Raw genomic sequence first — 19,538 nt, 5'->3', positions numbered from 1 at the left:
TCTGCCCGTGGCAGTTATCTGAAAATGGTGTGCGTATTTAAATTTTATGTGGATATAAATTCTTGAATAAGGATTGAAGGATAGTTGTAATGAGCGATGTTGTACTGATAAATATTACAGGCAGGGACAGGAAGGGAGTTGATGCAAAATTCACAGGGATTCTGGCGGAATATGATGTTAATATTCTGGATATTGGTCAGTCTGTGATTCATGAACATATTTCCCTTGGAATTCTGGCTGAAATTCCCAATCCAAAAGATTTTTCTTCTATTTTTAAGGATATGTTGTTTGAGGGCCACAAAATGGGGCTCAGGATAGATATTAAGCCGATTGACCCTGAAAATTATGAAGAATGGGTTCATGCACAGGGCAAAGAAAGGCGTATCATTACTCTTCTGGGCAGAAGACTGACAGCTCAGCAAATTTCCACTGTTGCCTCAGTTATTGCGGATAATAATTTGAATATCGACAGTATTACACGCCTGACCGGGAGAATTTCCCTTAAAACATCACAGAATAATCCAAGGGCCAGTGTAAAGCTTTCTGTAAGTGGAAAACCCCTGAACCTTATTGATATGAGAAAAAGATTTATGGAAATTTCCCAGAATACCGGGATTGATATCTCTTTTCATGCAGACAATATTTACCGAAAACACAGGAAACTGGTTGTTTTTGATATGGACTCCACCTTGATCCAGGCTGAGGTGATTGTTGAACTGGCCAAGCTGGCCGGTGTGGGTGAACAGGTGGATAAAATTACCGAAGCTGCCATGAGAGGTGAGATGGATTTTAAAGAAAGTTTCAGGCAAAGGGTGGCTCTTTTAAAAGGAATAAGAGAAGAGCAGCTGGCAAAAGTATCAAGGGACCTGCCACTGACAGATGGTGCGGATTTGGTAGCCAAGACTCTCAAAGCCCTGGGCTATAAACTGGGTATTTTGTCCGGAGGCTTCACCTTTGTTGGTGAATATTTAAAAGACCTGCTCGGGTTTGATTATATGTATGCCAATGATCTGGACATAAAAAATGGTGTTGTAACAGGCAAAGTAAAGGGCGATATTGTGGATGGCGAGAAAAAAGCCGTTTTGTTACGGCAGCTTGCCCAAAAAGAGGGGATTGTCCTGGAACAGACCATTGCTGTCGGAGACGGGGCCAATGACCTTCCTATGATCAGTATTGCCGGCCTGGGAGTTGCTTTTAATGCCAAGCCGGTTGTTCGGAAGGAAGCATCCAATGCCATTTCAAGTGTTGGCCTGGACGGCCTTTTGTACCTGCTTGGTATTCATGATAGAGAGATTAAACAGGAAGTCAAACAGCCTGCAGAGTATTCCTATGGCTAATCTGAAGACCACAAGTAACCTGAAGGTCACAAGCAAAATGCAGGAGCTTGCCCGTGATGTCCGGCAGCTTGAAGACCAGCTTGCCGTGTGTACCCGTTGCGGTATGTGCCAGGCAAATTGTCCGTTGTTTGCCCTGACCCGGAACGAAGCTGATGTGTCAAGGGGCAAGCTGGTTTTGATCACGGGATTGATTGATCAGATGTTTGATGATGCTGTGGGAGTAAATGAGCGTCTCCAAAGATGTCTTCTTTGCGGGTCCTGCGCCCATGGATGCCCCAGCGGCGTGAACACCCTTGAAATATTTTTAAAGGCCAGGGCCATTATTGCTCAATATCTCGGGTTGCCTATTTTAAAAAAAATATTGTTTAAAAGACTGCTTTCCCGCCCTGAAACATTCAATGGGCTAATGGGGATGGTGGCTTCATTTCAAAAGTTTTTTTTAAAAAAAGAACAAAATTTTCAAGGCACTTCCTGTGCCAGGATTGGTTCGCACCTGTTGCGGCATCGGCATATGGTTCCCTTAAAACAAACCTCGTTTAACCGAACCCTTGGCAGCCTGGACAGCCGGGTTGGCGGAAAAGGGGTAAAAGTGGCTTTTTTTGTCGGGTGTTTGATTGACAAGGTGTTTCCCAATATCGCCCATAGCGTGGTTGACGTGTTAACGCATTTTAATGCCCAGGTGTTTATTCCTTCCAGCCAGGGGTGTTGCGGTATCCCGGCTATCTCATCCGGGGATTTTAAAACCTTTGAGACTCTTGTGAAAATCAATGTAGATCTTTTTTCAAAACAAAGATTTGATTACCTTGTGACGGCCTGTGCCACATGTTCTTCGACCATTATAAAGCTGTGGCCCTCCCTGCTCAAACATGGTGATAAACAGTTGTTAAGGCGGGTTGAGGCTTTGGCTGAAAGGACTGTGGACATAAGCTGGCTTATGGAAAAACGGTTTGACCTGTTTTCTGAAATTTCAAGCAGTGAAAAAGAACAAAAATGTGTAACTTATCATGACCCCTGCCACCTTAAAAAATCCCTTGGTGTATTTAATGAGCCCCGGCAGGTTATCTTTGCTTCCGGCAATCAAATAAAAGAGATGAAGGCCTGCGACACCTGCTGCGGCATGGGGGGGAGCTTTAATTTTGCCCATTATGACATGTCAACCCAGATCGGCCTTGAAAAAGCCCGGAATATTGTGGATACCGGGTGTCCTACAGTGGCGACCTCCTGTCCTGCCTGTATGCTGCAGATTTGTGACATGCTGGCCAAGTTAAAACATCCGGCTTCGGTCAAACATCCGGTGGAGATTTATGCCCGTGCCCTTGCTGCTGAAGGGAAAATCTCGGAGTCATGACTCAGGCCCTTATCCCTTAATTATCCTTTATTATGGGTGGGCAAAAAAATGCGGGGCAGTTTGAAATTCAGGGTCACAAAAAACGTTGACAATTAAATTTTTATTGATTAAGAAATGAACAATCGCTCATCAGGAAGATGATGCTGTTTTGAATCCCACAATGATATTTGCGGTTTTTATCACACGGTTTATGGTGTGATAATTTAATTTGCTCCACAGTGTATATATAAAAGCCACGAAGGCAAGATGCAGATAAAAAATCTGTCATGCCTTTGTGGCTTTTTTTTTGGAAAAAATCTTAGGAGGAGTTTAAAAATGCACAAATATGTTAAGAGTTTTATGTTGGTTGTTTTTGTTTTTACACTTACCATTATGCAGGTCACTGCTGCAGAACCAGATTTAAAACAGATAATAGAAAAAGGAATGCAAAAAATCGGTGTTAAAAAAGGGGCGTCAGACCTGCTGGTGATTACCAACGCTCCCTACATCAGGATGGAAAATCATTTTGGCATTGAATATGTCCTGGTGCTGGAACAGGTGACGGGCTGCACAACAGGCGGGCAGAATATGATGTTTTTTCAGCGGCATCCGGCCAGCCCCATAAGTATTACCCTGTTCAGAAAAACCACTGGAGACGCTGTGGTTATGACATGGAGCCATGGGAAAAAAATAGTGGAAGAAAATATAAATTTAGCGGTTTCAGAGGTTTCCGAGAAAAAATTCTGGAAAGATACAAAAAACTTTGTATGCGGGCCTGATCTTTTTACCATAGCTACCATTGCAGGTTCATGGACTGTCGGGGCACCTTATGATTATTTTAAATGTGCTGAAATTCACAACCATATCTGTCCGGGTGTGACCTCGGGATATCTTATCGCACGGATGATTCAAGATAATTATCCTTTGAAAAAAGAAGAAAAGTACACAGTTATTTCCTGCCCTGTATGGTGTAAGGAAGATGCATTTATGGCAATGCTGGATACAACTCCCGGAAAAGGGGGGATGATCGTGAAAAAACTTACCGACGAACAAAAGCAAAAAATTTCAATTGATAATCCCGCCGCAATGCTGCTGATTACGGATAAAAAAACCGGAATTGGCAGGGGCATTGTTTTTTCTTTTGATTTTGACAAGGTCAAGGCCCTTGTCTCCAAGGATAGTGCCAAACCTGCCATGACATTTGCAATGTTGCAGTATCTGGATCAGCCGGAAAAATTTGTGACGGTTTCAAGTGAGTTTCTTTTGAAAAAAGGCATGTATGAGAAAATGGTGACTGCAGGTTCCAATCCTTATGAATTGGCAGGTTTGAGTAGATAGGAAGATATCAATCTCCTCCGCTATAAATTTTGAAGAGACCGCATAAATTCTGAAGGGAGGCTTATCGTAAAGCCTCCCTTCATTTGTTTCAAACCCTATAGTTTGAAAAACCAGGCAGAAAATTTGTTAAAATTTAAAATTCAGTGCTGCACCAAATGTTCTGTCTGTCATGGGAAAGCCCTTGCTGTTGGAATACTCTTCATCAAACAGGTTGTTGACATACAGTTTCAATGTACCTTTTTTGATATTATACCGGTTTTCAAACAACAACTGCTCCACGGCAAAATCAACCACATGATAGCTGTCCAGTGCAACCTCATTCACATACAGATTGCTGGGATCATCATCCACAATACCGAGAACCTGTTGAACCTGTTTGTCCTGAAATTTGTAATCCAGAAGCAGTAATGTCTTTTCAAACAGGTTATACCGTACCCCGGCATTAAACCGGTGCTTGGCCCGGTCGCTCAGATCCTGATCTGCCCACTCTTCCGGGCCTCCATTATGGGGGCCTTTGTATTTCCATTCATTAAAGGAATAACTCAGATAAAAATACAGATCATCCAATATGTTTCCATTCAGCTCTACATCAACACCGTCTTTGTGTACCTCTTCAAGCTCCACCATTCGCCGTCCCCAGAGAGCTTCCTTAAAATAATCCGTAGCTGCATTGGCCCAGATGCCGTAGTCTTCAAACTCATAATGGGAAACATCCACGTTTATGGAAATATTTTTCCACAATCTTCTGGTAAAAACAATATCATACCCAATTCCGTGGGTGGGATTGATTTCAACGCCTGATCCCCAACTGCAAACTTCGCAATAATCCCTGGGAGTCCATATCTTGCTGACACCCAGCGACACGGACGTGTCTCGCAGCCATGCGGCAAGCTCATCCATCTCATAGGTCAGGAAGGATTTGGGAGACAATTGGTCATAATTTTGTTTAATATTTTTGGAAGGATTGGAAGGGTCTTTGAACGCACCGTCTGGATATGTTGTAGAAGGGTCCCACCAGTTGTTCCACCAGATATCAATGTTTTCGTACCTGAGACCGGCAGTTAAAGAAAGACTGGGAATAATCCGCCATTTATCCTGAAGATATCCGGCCCATGTCTCAACAATCTGTTCCGTGTATTTCTGGAACAGGTGGGCGGTGTCCATGCCCAGGGTGATCTGATGATTATCCGATATTTTAAATTCGTTTTTTGCCAAAGCCCCGTAAGAGACATAGTTGGTGGTGTATCTGCTGTAATCATATCCGTCGCGGTGATAGGACTGTCCTTCATCCGTATAATATGCTCCTGTAATCCATGTTCCCATGGAAGACGGCTGTTTGAAATCAAAGCGGAGGGAATGTCCGTCATAATTTCTTACGCTGTTGTCATCCGGGTTCAGCCAGCGGGGAGATACGTCTGCTGTCTTGACCACAGGATAGCCGCCGTCATAGTTATCTTGTGCAGGATCATTTGCCGAGGGGATTTCACGTTCAAGATCGCTGTAGCTGCCTGTGAGACGGATATATCCACCTGATGGAAGTTTGTATCCCAATCGTCCTGTTATGGTGTCAAGATCAGCCTCATTGTTTCTTAAATACCCGTCTGTATGATAATTTTCATAACTGAATCCTAAATTCAATCCCCCTTTTCCGCCTTGAAGATTTACCTTGTGGCTTTGGGTATTATAACTTCTAATGCTTGTTGATATGTCGCCTTCAATATCGGCTGTTTCATAAAATTTTGGTTCCGTGGTTTTAAAATTAATGATACCGCCGAAACTTTTACCGTCATATAATGCGGAATGTGGGCCAGAAAGAATTTCAATGCTTTCAATGATTGAAAGGGGTATAGTGCCGAAGTCCACATAATGATCTCCCCACCAGCCACCGGTTTTCTGGATGACCAGTCCGTCAACAGATATCAGAAACTGGCGGGAGTCAAATCCCCGCATTTGAATGCTGTCGGATTCCGGCACCAGGTCGCTTTCTCCCCTGAAGTCGATGGTTGCACGATCTTTAAGAATATCCAGCACATTGGCAGGTTGCCCTGCAATATTGTAATCTTCTATAAAAACCTCTGTCTTGTTGGGACGAACTTCGATATTTTGAGCAGTAACCTTTATTTCATCCATTACAAACGTCTTGTCGGATGTGTCTGAAACGCTGTTTTCATCGGCCAGGCCGGGGCGGGCCGTCAGCAGCACAAACAGTGCTGTAACGACAAACAATTTTTTCATCTGTACGAGTCTCCTTTAATTGATTTTCAATCATTTTGATATCCATACATACACCTGAAGTCCGGCCTTCAGCATGAAAATCCATTGTTCTCAAAACAACAAAAGCCAAAAAGACTTCTTTGAATACATTTTGTATTCAAATGAAGTCTTCCTGGCTTCGTTGATTGGTGCAATAATGTGTTATCCGCCGGAAGTTGAGCCAACCGGCATCTAAAAAGTCATCAGGCCTTTAATATTAAACTGTTACAGCCTGTTTTTTTAACAAAAAATAACGAGTAAATCCAAATAAAAAATTTTGAGATTTATCCATAAACGGCTTCTGCCGAAGGTTTTAAAAATAATGAATTTTACTTAATACCCTCTTGTAAGCAAGTCAAGCTTTTTTCCAAAAATACCATAGCCTGTGCTGTTAATAGTAAAGTGTCGGGTCTTTGATGCCTGCCTCTTTAAATCCTTTGATCCTGTGAAGGCAAGATTCGCAGCTGCCGCAGGACCTGCCAAGGGCATCGGGATCATAGCAGGAAGTGGTCAACCCGTAGTCAACCCCTAAATCAACCCCGGTTCTTATGATGTCGGCTTTTGAAAGATGAATTAAGGGAGTTTCTATTTTCAGCACCGCCTCTTTTGTGATGCCTGTTCTGGTGGCCAGGTTGGCCATTTTTTCAAAAGCCTCAATAAATTGCGGCCTGCAGTCTGGATATCCTGAGTAATCCACGGCCGTGACCCCGATATAGATGGATGTGGCCTTCAGGACTTCTGCCCAGGCCATGGCATAAGACAGGAAAATGGTGTTTCGGGCCGGAACATAGGTGATGGGGATCTGGTTTGCGTCGATATCATCCACGGTGTCGTGTTTGGGAACATTGATATCATCGGTCAGGGCTGACCCGCCAAATTGTCTTAAGTCAATATCAATGATTTTATGGGCCTTTGCCCCAAGCGATTGGGCAATTTTTTTTGAGGCTTTAATTTCAATGGAATGCCGCTGTCCATATCTGAAGCTCAGGCTGTAAATCTCTTTTCCTTTTGATTTTGCAATGGCCATGGCCGTGCTGGAATCAATTCCTCCGCTGGAAAGTACGATGGCTTTATCTGGCATAACTTTGTTTTTAAACTCCTCGTTTATCAGGGTCCCAAATGATTTTGTGCTGCTGCAGCGAAAGCCGTGCATGAAGATTGTCATCTATCATCCATCCGGCAATAGCATCAGGTGAGATCTGTCCGAAAACAGGTGAAAGGTGAATTTTTTTTGGTGAAATCTTTCTTAATTTGGTGTCGATAATGGCTTTGGCAAATTCATAGTCTTTTCGGGAGCTGATGACAAATTTGATTTCATCTTGTTGGGTCAAAAAATTGATGTTTTCCGGCAAAAAACTATCTGATTCATTGCTGGAAGGGCATTTGATATCCATGATCTTTATGCAGTCCAAAGAGATGTTTTTAATGCTTTTGCTGCCGTTGGTCTCCAGAAGAACCTGATAGTTTTTATCTAAAAGTGCTGATATCAGGACGGGCGTGCCGTCCTGCAACAATGGTTCACCACCTGTGATTTCAACCAGGTTGCAATTATAGGACAGTGTTTTTTTCAGAATCTGGTCAATGGTCATGGGGTGAGATTCCGTGTTTGCATATTCCGTGTCACACCAGGAACAGGCAAGATTACATCCTGACAGCCTGATGAAAATGCAGGGCAGTCCGGTAAAGGAAGATTCGCCCTGAAGACTGTAAAAAATTTCGCAGATATTGAGCTGCAATTAAACCTCCCGGTAGGAAGACCCGCATCCGGGACTTTCAAATACCATTACTTTGGTGACGGTTATATGTTCTGTGTTCAGGTGCCGAGACAACTGTGTATACAAAAATTTTGCAACATTTTCAGATGTCGGATTCATGTTGCAAAATTCAGGCAGATCATTGAGAGTGGTATGATCAAGTTTGCTCAGCACATCCGTAACAGCGCTTTTGACATCCATGAAATCAATTCCCATTCCCAGATGGTCAAGCTTTGTACACTGAATATACGCCTCAACGATCCAGTTGTGGCCATGCATATTAGAGCAGTTACCATCATATCCTTTCAAAACATGGGCTGCGGCAAAATGATCTTTTACATAAATTTCATATACTCCCGGCATAATGTCTCCTTAAAATAAACCGTCCGGTTATTGCTATTCATATCCCAATAAACTTGGTTCTGAATCAAAATTGTCAAGGGGCAGGAAAGGCATTTGTCCTCAAAGAATTCGACAGGATAGATTTTGGTAGGGAAATATTGAGTGGTGCAGGTTATGTGTCATACAGATATACTGTTATGAATTTTTTTTCCTGTTTTATGAATTTTATGTAATACTTTTTTTATGGTTTCCATACATACAAGTGCTGATATTCAATTATAAGTGGTGATATTTAAATAAAATAAAATTATGATAATCGGGTGAACGGTTTGAATAGTGTGGATTAGCCTGAAAATTAAAATGGTTATGCTTATTCATAATTCATGGCACGGCATATGCTAATAAAATTCAAGAAGTCATCTTTAGCAGTCATAAAATAAATTGTTTAAAATGGAGGAAATTATGAACAAAAAGGTTATTATGGGTATTGTTGCAATTCTGATAACAGGTTTTTTGGTTCTCCCTGCCATGTCTAAGGGGTTAAAATGGGAAAATGGGGAAAAAGGTCCAAGCAAACAGGCTGGCAAGTCCAATATTGGACATTTGTATCTTTATGAGAAGGCTCCTGATCCTTATCTTACTCGTGAAGACCCCTGGCTGATTGTTGAAGGCGGTATGTGGGGAAAAATGAAATACAACCTGTCAGGTTCGACCTTTGACTTTGTCTTTAATGGTCATGGCCTCCCAATCGGACAGGAATACACTTTGATTTATTATCCTGATCCATGGCCGGGAACGGGTCTTATCTGTCTGGGATCCGGGATTGTAACTGAATGTGAAGAGGACTGTATTGAATATTACAGCAGTGGTAATATCCATATCAAAGGGTCTGTCGAAACAGGTACTTTGCCGATTGAAGCAGATGAAAATTTTGAAAACGGGGCCAAGATTTTTCTTGTTCCATCAAGTGATGTAAGCTGTGAAGAAAATAAGATGATTGGCTGGACCGAGGATGCCAACCTTTATGAAGGAGCCCTGATTACTTTTGATGACACAGATGAACAATAAAGTTAAATAATGAACCTATAGAACTCATTGCTTATCAGCAAACACCACTTTTATTGTTTTAAAAAGGCAGGGTCGTAATTGAATAGATGATCCTGCCTTTTTTTTTGTGGAGAAAACGTTCGGGCTTATTCACCAAAGGCCAATGATTGATTTAAAGACTGAAGGATCAAGAACCTGAAATAATATTTCTGGGGCTGTGAAGCGATTGTATACTATGGGGGTATTATGCTGGGAATCGGTTTGCAGGTTTTAAAAATAAAAAAAAAGCCCCTCTGTTTAGAGGGGCATTGTAATATCTGGTAGCGACGCAGAGATTTGAACTCCGGACCCTGCGGATATGAGCCGCATGCTCTGACCAACTGAGCTACGTCGCCAAAAAACCTGGAATAAATATCATGAATATGTTTTGATTGTCAATGTTTAATTTTTTAATTAACTGTTTTTATTTTTCAAACCCAGTTACTTTAACGGTGAAATTCTGTAGATTCTCAGGAAGATCGGAAAATACAACCATAAACGGAATACTGGCTCCGGGCTTTACATTGATGTTTGTGTCGTGTACTCCCTCTTTGACGGCAAGAAGCGTATTGATATCTGAAATATTGCCAGTTTTCAGCATCTCTTCTGTGATGATATTCCCGCAAAAGGCATTCTTTGTTTTTGCTTCCAGCTTGTCTTTTGTGATCAGCGCCCCTCGAATTTCAATATGGCTTAAGGCAACAGTTGAAGGATTTTCTACTCTTCCTGTAATGATAAACAGAGTGCCGGCAGTTGAATTGGTGATAAATCTTCCGTTAACGCTTTCTTGATTGGGAACAGGCTTGGCTTCCGGTATTTCAGGAGCCGGTTTTTTAAGCAATTGTTCAATATAAGGGAGTTTGATATCAGAGATATAGGGTATTTTATAGCCGGTCATGATGCCTGCAATATTGGCGCTTATAAACAAAAGGAAGATAAGCACTAATACGAGCGCGAATGCCCCAAGGGATTTTGTTTTTTGTTTTGTTTCTGACGGCTTGTCCATAATGGGTTCCGGTTCTTCGACAAGGACTGTTTTTACTCCCATAGTATCATCTGTTCCCATGGTTTCTTCATCCTTGATGGTTTCTTTAGCCCTTATGGCTTTTTTATCAAGGAAGTCATCTTCCGGTTCGGTTTCCTGCTCTAAGACATCATCGTATTCTGAAAAATCATCTTCCAGTGTTATTACAGGCGGCACCTCTTCTTCTTTTCCTGCATCTGTTTCTTCAAGCGAAAGGATGGAATCTTCCTGATCTGATTCAATCTGATCCGGTTCAATCTGGTCCGTTTCAATCCGGTCGGGTTCGGTTGCTATTTCAAAGTGGCTCTGCTCTGTTTCATCATCAAGGATATCTGGCGTTTCATTTTCAGAATCATCTTCAATATCGAACTCAAGTTCAAAGTCAGCTTCATCCAAAGTCAGTTCGTCTGTTTCATTTTCCATTTTCAAAACAGGTTCGCTGTTTGCCATGGCTAAAGAGGCAGGCCCGTCTTCGACCTTTTCATCTTTGACTGTTTCAAATTCAATACCGTCAAAGTCAATGCCGTCAAAGTCTTTTTCAGGGGAATCTTCAAAGTCGATACTTTCATCCCCAAAGTCTAAACGGCCTTCTCCCAACTCAAGTTCCTGGGATTGATCATCTTCAAACTCTAAATGGTTCTCATCTAATTCGAGTTTTTGGGATTGTTCGTCCTCAAATTCCAAAGGACCCTCATCAATTTCAAACTCTTGGAAGTCATCGTCCTCAAGCGCTAAATGGTTTTCTTCCAGCTCAAGTTCATAAGATTCATCGTCTTCAAAGTCTAAATTGCTCTCTTCCAATTCAAGATCCTGGGATTCATCGTCTTCATTCGATTCAAATTCAGTTTCTTCAAAGGAAAAGTCGTCATCGGTTTCCAGGTCTAACTCCTGCGGCTCAAAGTCTGTCCCCTCTATTTTCAGATCAGGACTTTCCATTGAAAGATCGGAATCATTTAAAGAAAAATCAATATCTTCGGTTTCAAAATCAGAAGTATCCTCAATGTTTTTTTCATCATCCGGGTCAAACTCAAGATTAAAATCCTGTGATTCTTCAGGTGCTTGTTCGGTTTCTGCGGGCAATGGATACGCAGTAAAAATATCTTTGCAAACACTGCAGCGAACTTTTGAACCGCCGGGTTTGACAAGAGAATCGTCAAGCTTGAAACTGGTTGAACACTTAGTACAGGTAATGATCATTGGAGTCCCCTTATTCCTATAGTTTCAGGTCATAGATGGCAGGAAGATTTCTGTATTTTTCATCATAGTCAAGTCCATATCCAACAATAAACCCTTTTTCAAGTGAAAAACATGAATAGTCAACAGCAATTTTTACTTCACGTCGTTCATGTTTGTCAATCAAAGCACAAATTTTAATGGATTTGGGATTTGATTTTTTTATGAATTCGGTTATTTTTAAGAGTGTGTTGCCTGTATCCATAATGTCTTCCACGAGCAGAATATCCCTGTTTTCAAGCTTTAAATCCGGCTGTTTTGTGAAAACGATCTGTCCGGTTGAAGAGGTTCCCGAATAAGAAGAAGCTCCTAAAAAGTCAATCTCATGGTCAATGGAAATCTGACGTGTCAAGTCTGCCAAAAAAACAAATGATCCTTTTAACACCCCGATTAGAACCAGATCTTTGTCTTTATAATCAATGGAGATTTTTTGTCCGATTTTTTTTAATTGCTTTTTTATCTCTTGTTCAGAGATTAAAAGAATAAATTCAGGCATGTTGTTATTCGTCATCCTGTTTTTTTAAGTTACAGTCCTGTTTTTTCCAGTTGTTGAATCAGTTTTTTTTGTTTTTCCGTAAGTTCTTTTGGGATGGTTATGTTAATCACAACAAAGAGATCACCGCAACCATCTCCTTTCATTTGGGGAATCCCGTGTTTTGGGATACGCATTTTTGACTTGTGGTTTGTTCCGGCAGGAACCTTAAGGTTGATAGCGGTTCCGTCAGGGGTCAAAACTTCTATGGTGTCTCCGAGTAATGCCTGGGTGAGTTTGACCTGCTTTGAAAGCAGAACATCATTTCCTTCAATGGTATATCCGTCTGAAGAAATTGGATTGGATTTAATATACAGATTTCCGGCAGGCCCGCCATGTGGACTTATTTCGCCTTTTCCGGCAAGTCTTATTTTTTTGCCCCGGGTCAGTCCCTTGGGGATTTTTACTTCTATGGCCTTGGCCGTACCACCCTGGTTGATTGTAATCGTTTTTTTTGTGCCGTTGATAATTTCATGGATGGTCAAGGGAATTTCATATTCAATATCTTTTCCCTTCATTTGAGCTTGCTGTTGTTGCCCAAAGCCTCCTCCTCCTCCCATATTTTGGAAAAACGGGTTGCCCCCCATGCCGGACCTTCTTTGCTGGCCGCCTCTTCCAAAGGCAGAAGAAAATCCGCCGCCCCTGGAGCCGCCAAACCCGAACTCTTTTAAAATATCACCCATATCAAAGTTCCTGAAAATATCTTCCTGGGAAAACCGTTGCTGGAAATCGGCTGATCCATAGGTGTCATACTGATTTCTTTTTTCAGGATCACTCAAGACAGCATATGCCTCACTGATTTTTTTGAATTTGTCTTCCAGTGCTTTATCACCTTCTGTCTTGTCGGGATGATATTTCAATGCAAGTTTCCGGTATGCTTTTTTTATCTCGGCTGCACTGGCTTTTTTATCAATACCTAGAATCGTGTAATAATCATCGGCCATTTATCAATCCTTTTGCGTTTTAATACAATTATTTTAATAATTTATGTCTATTATAGTAAGGGTAAAATGTTTCAAGTCAAGCATTGTTTTTTATTTTGAAATGCACAAATTGCAACCATTAATACTGATATGGCAGCCGGTGTCATCCCGTCAATCCTGGATGCCTGTCCTAAGGAATTGGGAAGAATTCGGCACAATTTTTCCCTGAGTTCATTGGAAAGGCCATGGGTTTTGGAATAATCAAAATTTTTGGGTACTTTTATTTTTTCCAGGTCTTTGTATTTTTTTATTTCATTGAGCTGCCTCTGGATATATCCTTCATATTTTATTTGGATTTCCACTTGTTGCTCAGTTCTTTTTAAAACAGGTTCCGGCAGCGGGCAGATTTCTTTTAAAGATGCATAATCAAGTTGCGCACGTTTTAAAAGCTGTTCGAGTTTTACCCCGGTTGTTATTGGGTTTGTGCTTTTGGCCTGCAAAAAATCATTCACTGTTTCAGTGGGTTTTACGATTGTTGTTTTAATTCGTTGAATTTCTTGTTTTGTCTGAGCTTGAATTTCTTTACAGAAATTTAAAGTGTCTTCATCTACAAGCCCCAGGTCATGTCCGATCTGCGACAACCGCAAATCCGCATTGTCTTCCCTGAGCAGCAACCTGTATTCCGCCCTGGAGGTAAACATTCTGTACGGTTCATTTGTTCCTCTGGTGACAAGGTCATCCACCATAACGCCCATATATCCTTGTGAGCGGTCCAGCAAAAAGGGTTCTCTTTGCTGGACAGTACAGGCAGCATTAATTCCCGCCCACAAACCTTGGGCACCTGCTTCTTCATATCCCGAAGTGCCGTTGATCTGTCCGGCTAAAAAAAGGCCTTTGATTTTTTTGGTTTCAAGGGCTGCGGATAATTCAAGGGGATTGACATAGTCATATTCAATGGCATAGGCCGGTCGCATAATTCTGGCGGCTTCAAGGCCTTTAACGGAACGGACAACCTTGTACTGGATCTCCAGCGGCAGGCTGTTGCCAAGTCCTGACGCATAAATTTCTTTTGAGTTTATGCCTTCGTATTCAAGGATAACGTGGTGAGATTCCCGGTCCGGAAATTTAACGATTTTATCTTCAAATGAAGGGCAGTACCTGGCAGACTTTCCTTTGATATGGCCCCCGTAAAGTGCCGAGTATTTCAGGTTTTGCCTGATAATTTCATGGGTTTTTTGATTTGTATTGCCCATGAAGCTTGGCAGCATGGGATTGGAAATGGTTGTTGTTGAAAAAGAGAACGGTTTGGGGGTGTCATCCGAGGCATGGATATTAAATTGGGAAAAATCAATACTGTCCGCATGAAGCCTTGGCGGAGTGCCGGTTTTCATTCTTCCCATGTTAAAATCAAGGTCGGAAAGATTTTGTGCAAGGCTGATAGACGAAAATTCTCCGGCCCTGCCTGCCTCTATTTTTGATGCGCCTATGTGAACCGTTCCTTTAAGAAAGGTTCCTGTTGCAATGACAATGGCCCGGGTGGTATATTCAAAACCGGTATGGTCAATAAGACCTGTTACGGTGTTGTTTTCAAGAACCATTTCCTGGGCCATGGCCTGCTTTAAATCAAGATTTTTTGTTTGTTCAATGGCTGCCTTCATGTTTCTTGAATACAGGGATTTATCATTTTGTGTTCTTGTTGAATGAACGGCAGGGCCTTTGCGTGTATTTAATGTCCGGTATTGAATGGCGGAAGAATCCGTTATTTTTGCCATTTGACCGCCAAGGGCATCAATTTCCTTAACCAGCTGTCCTTTTGCCATGCCGCCTATTGAAGGGCTGCAGGGCATGGACGCAATTTTGTCCATGTCAATGGTTAACAGCAGGGTGTCGCATCCCATGCGGGCAGAGGCAAGGGCAGCTTCACATCCGGCATGGCCGGCACCGATAACAATGACATCATATGCTTTAAAATTAAAATTCATAACCTCATAATATATAATCGCTTGAGGCTTTGGTCAATAACACGATTGAAAAAACAGGACATGTCCGCAATTTTATTTTTTGACATGAAAATCTTAAAAAACTTTACACAGCGAGTTTTATTGTTTGTCGTGGGCAAACCAAGGTGAAATAAAAGGTCTGCCCTTGGCAGTTATTATTGAAATTTGTTATGCTGCTATACATAAAAACAGAACACACCAAATCAGCAAAGGTTACAGCCGGGAATGAAAAAATTTATTGCAGTTTATATTGATCTTGAAAATGTGGCGGGAATTTTAGATCTGGACGTCATGATCCAGGATATTATTCTGGAAGAAAGCAAAGTAGATCCGGAAGAATATATTTTTGCGGTCAAGTTTGCCTGTGGACATACCCATTCTATAACAAAACTCAGGGATCAACTTATAGATTATAATTTTGAAATTAGAGAGGCGCCCCATGTGACCGGCAAGAAAAATCGTGCGGATCTGATTATCAGCCTGGACGCATTTGAAAAACTTTATCTTGAAAAGCCGTCAATTGACCGTTTTGTTTTTGTCACCCGTGATTCTGATTTTTCGGTTATCATGGATCTTTTGAGAAAATACGGCAAGGAGGTCTGGCTGATTACCCAGGAAGGCGATGAACAAAGGCCGATTTTTCGCAATTGTACGGATAACATTATCGTGATTCCCAGAAAAAAGACGTTGCCTCAAATGGACAAAGCAGGTTCTGTCAAACAAGATGCCGCACCAATAAAAAATAATATTCAGATACCTGAGAAGAATATTGAAACAGCTAAAGATAAAATTGCCAAAGAATTGTTTATGAAAGTTCTCGTGCGTCTTGAACCAAGTGAAAAACATTTGTTAAACGGCATTGCAAACAAAATGAGACAACTGGACAAATCATTTAAAATTCGAAATACCAGTTATAAAAAAATGACCACCCTTGCAAAAGAGTTTGAAAAAAAAGGCTGGTTTAAAACCAGGAAAAACAAAGACGGTCACCTTATGATTCAAGATTTGGAAGCAGAATGATAATAGCTCAAATAGAGACAATTGACGAAATTAAACCGATTTTTAGAGAATATTTAAAATATATGAGCCGGTTTTTTAAAATTGATAATTATGATTTGTGGTGTAAAGGCGCGCTGAAAAATTTACAACTCTATTTGATTAAAGAGGATCGGCATGTTTATCTTTTAAAGAAATCAGACGTTCTCATTGGTTTTGCCATGATCAATAAACATTTGCGGTTCAATACCAAAGGAGTTGCAGTTGCAGAGTTCTACATTAAAAAAGGTCATGAGAAAAAAGGGTATGGACGTAAACTTGCCGAACATGTGTTTGCACAATTGCCTGGTAACTGGGAGGTTGCAGTTACATTGAAAAACAGTTCAGCCCTGGCGTTTTGGGAACATGTGGTATCCTCTTACACCCATGGTAAATTTATAAAAAAAAGGAAGCCTTCCTTTAGCGGATACGGCTTCCTTTTCAATGTTTCAGGACAAAGCGCTTCTGTTCTTTAAGCGTTAAGTATTTTAGCAACCCCAAACAATTTAGAAGCCCTCAATAATATCCCGGTTCAAGTTTTTCAGGATCTGTTTGCACCATTTGACCGTGTTCGTGAAATCCGTCATGGTGGCAATTCCGTGGTGGGAATGAATGTATCGTACCGGGATGCCTAAGGTGATGGTGGGAACGCTTCTGTCATGAAGATTGATAACACCGGCATTGGTTCCGCCGCTTGACCGGACAGCCTCCTGAAACGGAATCTTGTTTTTTTCGGCAATATCAATGGCAAATTTGACAAACCGTGGATTTGCCAGCACGGACTTGTCCATATGGCGGATCTGGGGGCCTTTTCTCAATCCGGCCTGGATAAAATCATTGGTGTTGAAAGTGTCGTCTGCCGGTGTGCCTTCAAGCACAATGGCAACATCCGGGTTTGTTTTTTTTACTGAAATGTTTGCTCCCCTCAAGCCAAGTTCTTCCTGGGATGACAAAACTCCCACCACATCAACTGCCATATCATTTTGAACATGACTTTTCATGATTTCCAGAAGGGCTGCGCATCCTAGCCGGTCATCAAAGGCTTTGCCGAATATCAGGTCGTTTTCGCTGTCATAAGAAAACACCACATCAGGTACAACCGGTGCGCCGATTCTGATATTAAACTTTTCCGTCACTTCCTTTTTTGATGTGGCTCCTATGTCTATGACCATGCCGGCAATATTTACGGGTTTTTTTATTTCATCAGGTGTCATGAAATGTGTGGGTTTGGAGGCAACAACTCCTTTTATCCATTTGCCTTTGGTGTTTCGGATTTTAACGGCATGAGCACTAATGCTCTGGGGATTCCAGCCGCCCAGGGGCAAAAATTTGAGAGTCCCGCTGGTGTTGACGGACTGTATCATAAACCCGACTTCATCGGAGTGGGCATCCAGCATGACTTTTGGAAGGTTTTTTTGGGAAGCTATACATTCGCAAGCGGTGCGATGGATAAAAAGATTCCTTATCCGGTCTTCCTCAAGAGAAAAGGCCGGTCCCATATATTTTCCTGCCGCATGGATGACCTCATCTTCAAACCCGGAAACGCCCGGGGCATTTGAAAGTTGTTCGATTATTTCAACTGAATTCAATGTTCTCTCCAATAGCTGTTTGTTCTATGTTTGTATTCATATGTTTTCCGGTTTATCAGCTTGTGTTGCAATATGTCAATCAGATTGGGCTGGTCCATGGTTTGCCGGCAGTTTTATTAACGTTGCTTTCAAATGTCAGCTCAGGGCTTATTGGATTATCTGTTCCAGATTTCCATGGGTTGAATCGGATATTCTCAGGCAAGCAGTTGGGGCATTCAAATACAACAGGGTCATAGCCTGCTTCTTACCATATATATATGGCTTTATTCGGGTGTTTTAAAATGGTTTGTTGAATATTTCTAATAAGATAGATTTCTTTAAAAGAATACATTGACATGAGAAATATTATTATATACGTTACAGCGTACATAATAAGTCAGTAAACGTCATGAGTATAAAGCAAAACTTAAATCAGAGGAGGAAAAAAATCTATAAATGAAAATTGTAAAAAAATCGGCGTGCATGATTGCCTGTTGTGCCATCATCTCAATGATAACTTGCACGGTTGCCGTTGCCGAACAGAGTACATCCCTGTATAGCACTGTTTTAGGACCGGGAAATATGGAGTTGGGGATCAATCAGCGTTTTAGATATGAATATCTGGACGAGTATAACATAAAAAAATTTGGAACAGGTCATGACGACAATGTTCTTTTGAGCCGGACACAATTGTACTTGAAATATGAAATTCCACATGGCCCGTCCTTTTTTCTTCAGGGACAGGATTCGCGTTTTTGGTTTTCCGATGACATTAACAAGGATGATTATATTCAGCAATGTCCTTATTATAACGACTTTGATCTGCGGCAGGCATACATTGAATGGAGAAAAATTGCAAATACTGCGTTGGGCTTCAAGGCCGGGCGGCAAACAATCGGATACGGGGACGGTCGAATTTTTGCCGGTGGAAGCTGGGGCAATGTGGGCCGTCATCTTTGGGATGCCGTTATCATGAGCTATGCAATAGAAAAGGTAAAATTTAATTTTATTTACGGCCAGAAAATTCTCTTTGACTGGAATGAATTTGATGGGGATCATTACGACTATGATGTTTATAGTTTGTATGTTCAAACAAAGCCCGTCAGCGGCCATGTCCTTGATTTGTTTTATGTACTCAAAAATAATGATGACAGTGCAAATGGAAAAGATGAGCTAACGGTTCATACAGTCGGTTTTTACGGGAAAGGCAAATGGCGTCAGCTTGACTACAATGCCACTGCCGCATATCAATTTGGAGAGGATGGACCGGACGATATTGCAGCTTATATGATGCATGCCCAGATGGGATATACGTTGCCGCACCGTTTTCAGCCGCGCCTTTCAGCAGGATATACTATCGGTTCAGGAGATGACGACCCCAATGACGGTGACAAAAAAACCTATGACGGAGTTTTTGGCGGGATTGCCTCGTATTATGGACGAATGAATCTTTTTTCAGGATCAAACCTGGAGGATCTGCAAGCCGAAATAAGCATCAAACCCTGCAAGGGAGTTTCTGTCAGCCTGGATTACCACTGGTTTAGCCTGGCTGAGAAAAAAGACGCCTGGTATTACTGCAACAACAAGGCAATGCGCAAAGACAATACCGGATCATCAGGATCGGATCTTGGACAGGAACTTGATCTGATCTGCAAATATAAAGTCAACCCTCACCTGGAATTGATGGCAGGGTATGCATTTTTCGTTCCCGGATCATTTGCTGAAAACACTGGTTCGTCTGAGGATGCTCACTGGGGATTCACCCAGGTCACGATATCATTTTAAG

At 41.6% G+C, this 19,538-nt stretch carries 16 protein-coding genes and 1 tRNA gene; 7 read left to right on the top strand and 10 right to left on the bottom strand.

All coding sequences use genetic code 11. From position 1 onward, the window contains the following. Positions 1 to 89: 89 nt before the first annotated feature. From serB to TOL2_RS20015, 3 genes are all read left to right on the top strand, one after another. Complete coding sequence (gene serB, locus TOL2_RS20025) at positions 90 to 1,337, top strand: phosphoserine phosphatase SerB (RefSeq protein ID WP_014959100.1); 1,248 nt, start codon at positions 90 to 92, stop codon at positions 1,335 to 1,337. Continuing rightward, the gene (locus TOL2_RS20020; protein WP_148278158.1) at positions 1,330 to 2,685 is read left to right on the top strand and encodes a (Fe-S)-binding protein; all 1,356 of its coding nucleotides are present in this window, start codon (positions 1,330 to 1,332) and stop codon (positions 2,683 to 2,685) included. The genes serB and TOL2_RS20020 overlap by 8 nt, the downstream gene beginning before the upstream one ends. Before the next feature lie 315 nt (positions 2,686 to 3,000). Further along, positions 3,001 to 4,002, top strand: coding sequence for an FmdE family protein (locus TOL2_RS20015; protein WP_014959098.1), 1,002 nt, complete (start codon positions 3,001 to 3,003; stop codon positions 4,000 to 4,002). Between the two features lie 126 nt (positions 4,003 to 4,128). Here the strand turns inward: TOL2_RS20015 and TOL2_RS20010 are convergent, their stop codons facing one another. The 4 genes from TOL2_RS20010 to queD form a co-directional block, all read right to left on the bottom strand. Then, positions 4,129 to 6,237: a TonB-dependent receptor, FCYXU motif-type gene (locus TOL2_RS20010; RefSeq protein WP_014959097.1), complete on the bottom strand. Its 2,109-nt coding sequence runs from the start codon at positions 6,235 to 6,237 to the stop codon at positions 4,129 to 4,131. Between the two features lie 409 nt (positions 6,238 to 6,646). Then, complete coding sequence (queC, locus tag TOL2_RS20005; RefSeq protein ID WP_014959096.1) at positions 6,647 to 7,336, bottom strand: 7-cyano-7-deazaguanine synthase QueC; 690 nt, start codon at positions 7,334 to 7,336, stop codon at positions 6,647 to 6,649. A 10-nt stretch (positions 7,337 to 7,346) separates the two neighbouring features. Continuing rightward, positions 7,347 to 7,991: a 7-carboxy-7-deazaguanine synthase QueE gene (locus TOL2_RS20000; RefSeq protein WP_014959095.1), complete on the bottom strand. Its 645-nt coding sequence runs from the start codon at positions 7,989 to 7,991 to the stop codon at positions 7,347 to 7,349. Continuing rightward, complete coding sequence (gene queD, locus TOL2_RS19995; RefSeq protein WP_014959094.1) at positions 7,992 to 8,372, bottom strand: 6-carboxytetrahydropterin synthase QueD; 381 nt, start codon at positions 8,370 to 8,372, stop codon at positions 7,992 to 7,994. Positions 8,373 to 8,813: 441 nt separating this feature from the next. Between queD and TOL2_RS19990 the strand changes: the two genes are divergently transcribed. Beyond that, on the top strand, positions 8,814 to 9,419 hold the full coding sequence (locus TOL2_RS19990; protein ID WP_014959093.1) for a hypothetical protein: 606 nt from the start codon (positions 8,814 to 8,816) through the stop codon (positions 9,417 to 9,419). 297 nt (positions 9,420 to 9,716) lie between these two features. Here TOL2_RS19990 and TOL2_RS19985 read toward each other — a convergent pair. From TOL2_RS19985 to mnmG, 5 genes are all read right to left on the bottom strand, one after another. Continuing rightward, positions 9,717 to 9,793: transfer RNA gene (locus TOL2_RS19985), tRNA-Met, on the bottom strand. Positions 9,794 to 9,861: 68 nt separating this feature from the next. After that, complete coding sequence (locus TOL2_RS19980) at positions 9,862 to 11,658, bottom strand: zinc-ribbon domain-containing protein (RefSeq protein WP_014959092.1); 1,797 nt, start codon at positions 11,656 to 11,658, stop codon at positions 9,862 to 9,864. 16 nt (positions 11,659 to 11,674) lie between these two features. Next, positions 11,675 to 12,190 (bottom strand): hypoxanthine phosphoribosyltransferase, encoded by a 516-nt coding sequence (gene hpt, locus TOL2_RS19975; protein ID WP_014959091.1) that lies wholly within the window; start codon positions 12,188 to 12,190, stop codon positions 11,675 to 11,677. Between the two features lie 29 nt (positions 12,191 to 12,219). Next, positions 12,220 to 13,170 (bottom strand): DnaJ C-terminal domain-containing protein, encoded by a 951-nt coding sequence (locus TOL2_RS19970; protein ID WP_014959090.1) that lies wholly within the window; start codon positions 13,168 to 13,170, stop codon positions 12,220 to 12,222. Between the two features lie 71 nt (positions 13,171 to 13,241). Continuing rightward, positions 13,242 to 15,131, bottom strand: coding sequence for a tRNA uridine-5-carboxymethylaminomethyl(34) synthesis enzyme MnmG (gene mnmG / locus TOL2_RS19965; protein ID WP_014959089.1), 1,890 nt, complete (start codon positions 15,129 to 15,131; stop codon positions 13,242 to 13,244). A 243-nt stretch (positions 15,132 to 15,374) separates the two neighbouring features. On the opposite strand from mnmG, the gene TOL2_RS19960 reads away from it, so the two are divergent. Continuing rightward, on the top strand, positions 15,375 to 16,169 hold the full coding sequence (locus tag TOL2_RS19960) for an NYN domain-containing protein (RefSeq protein ID WP_014959088.1): 795 nt from the start codon (positions 15,375 to 15,377) through the stop codon (positions 16,167 to 16,169). Then, positions 16,166 to 16,660 (top strand): GNAT family N-acetyltransferase, encoded by a 495-nt coding sequence (locus tag TOL2_RS19955; RefSeq protein WP_014959087.1) that lies wholly within the window; start codon positions 16,166 to 16,168, stop codon positions 16,658 to 16,660. Before TOL2_RS19960 ends, TOL2_RS19955 begins: the two co-directional genes overlap by 4 nt. 30 nt (positions 16,661 to 16,690) lie before the next feature. On the opposite strand, the gene TOL2_RS19950 is transcribed toward TOL2_RS19955, so the two are convergent. After that, complete coding sequence (locus tag TOL2_RS19950; RefSeq protein WP_014959086.1) at positions 16,691 to 17,773, bottom strand: M42 family metallopeptidase; 1,083 nt, start codon at positions 17,771 to 17,773, stop codon at positions 16,691 to 16,693. 435 nt (positions 17,774 to 18,208) lie between these two features. Here TOL2_RS19950 and TOL2_RS19940 point away from each other — a divergent pair, with 435 nt between their 5' ends. Next, positions 18,209 to 19,537 (top strand): alginate export family protein, encoded by a 1,329-nt coding sequence (locus TOL2_RS19940; RefSeq protein ID WP_051012470.1) that lies wholly within the window; start codon positions 18,209 to 18,211, stop codon positions 19,535 to 19,537. Position 19,538 lies beyond the last annotated feature (1 nt).

This window comes from Desulfobacula toluolica Tol2 (genome assembly GCF_000307105.1).
Classification (GTDB): domain Bacteria; phylum Desulfobacterota; class Desulfobacteria; order Desulfobacterales; family Desulfobacteraceae; genus Desulfobacula; species Desulfobacula toluolica.
The sequence above is the reverse complement of the archived record's forward strand: the minus strand, read 5'-3'. Positions and strand labels throughout refer to the sequence as shown.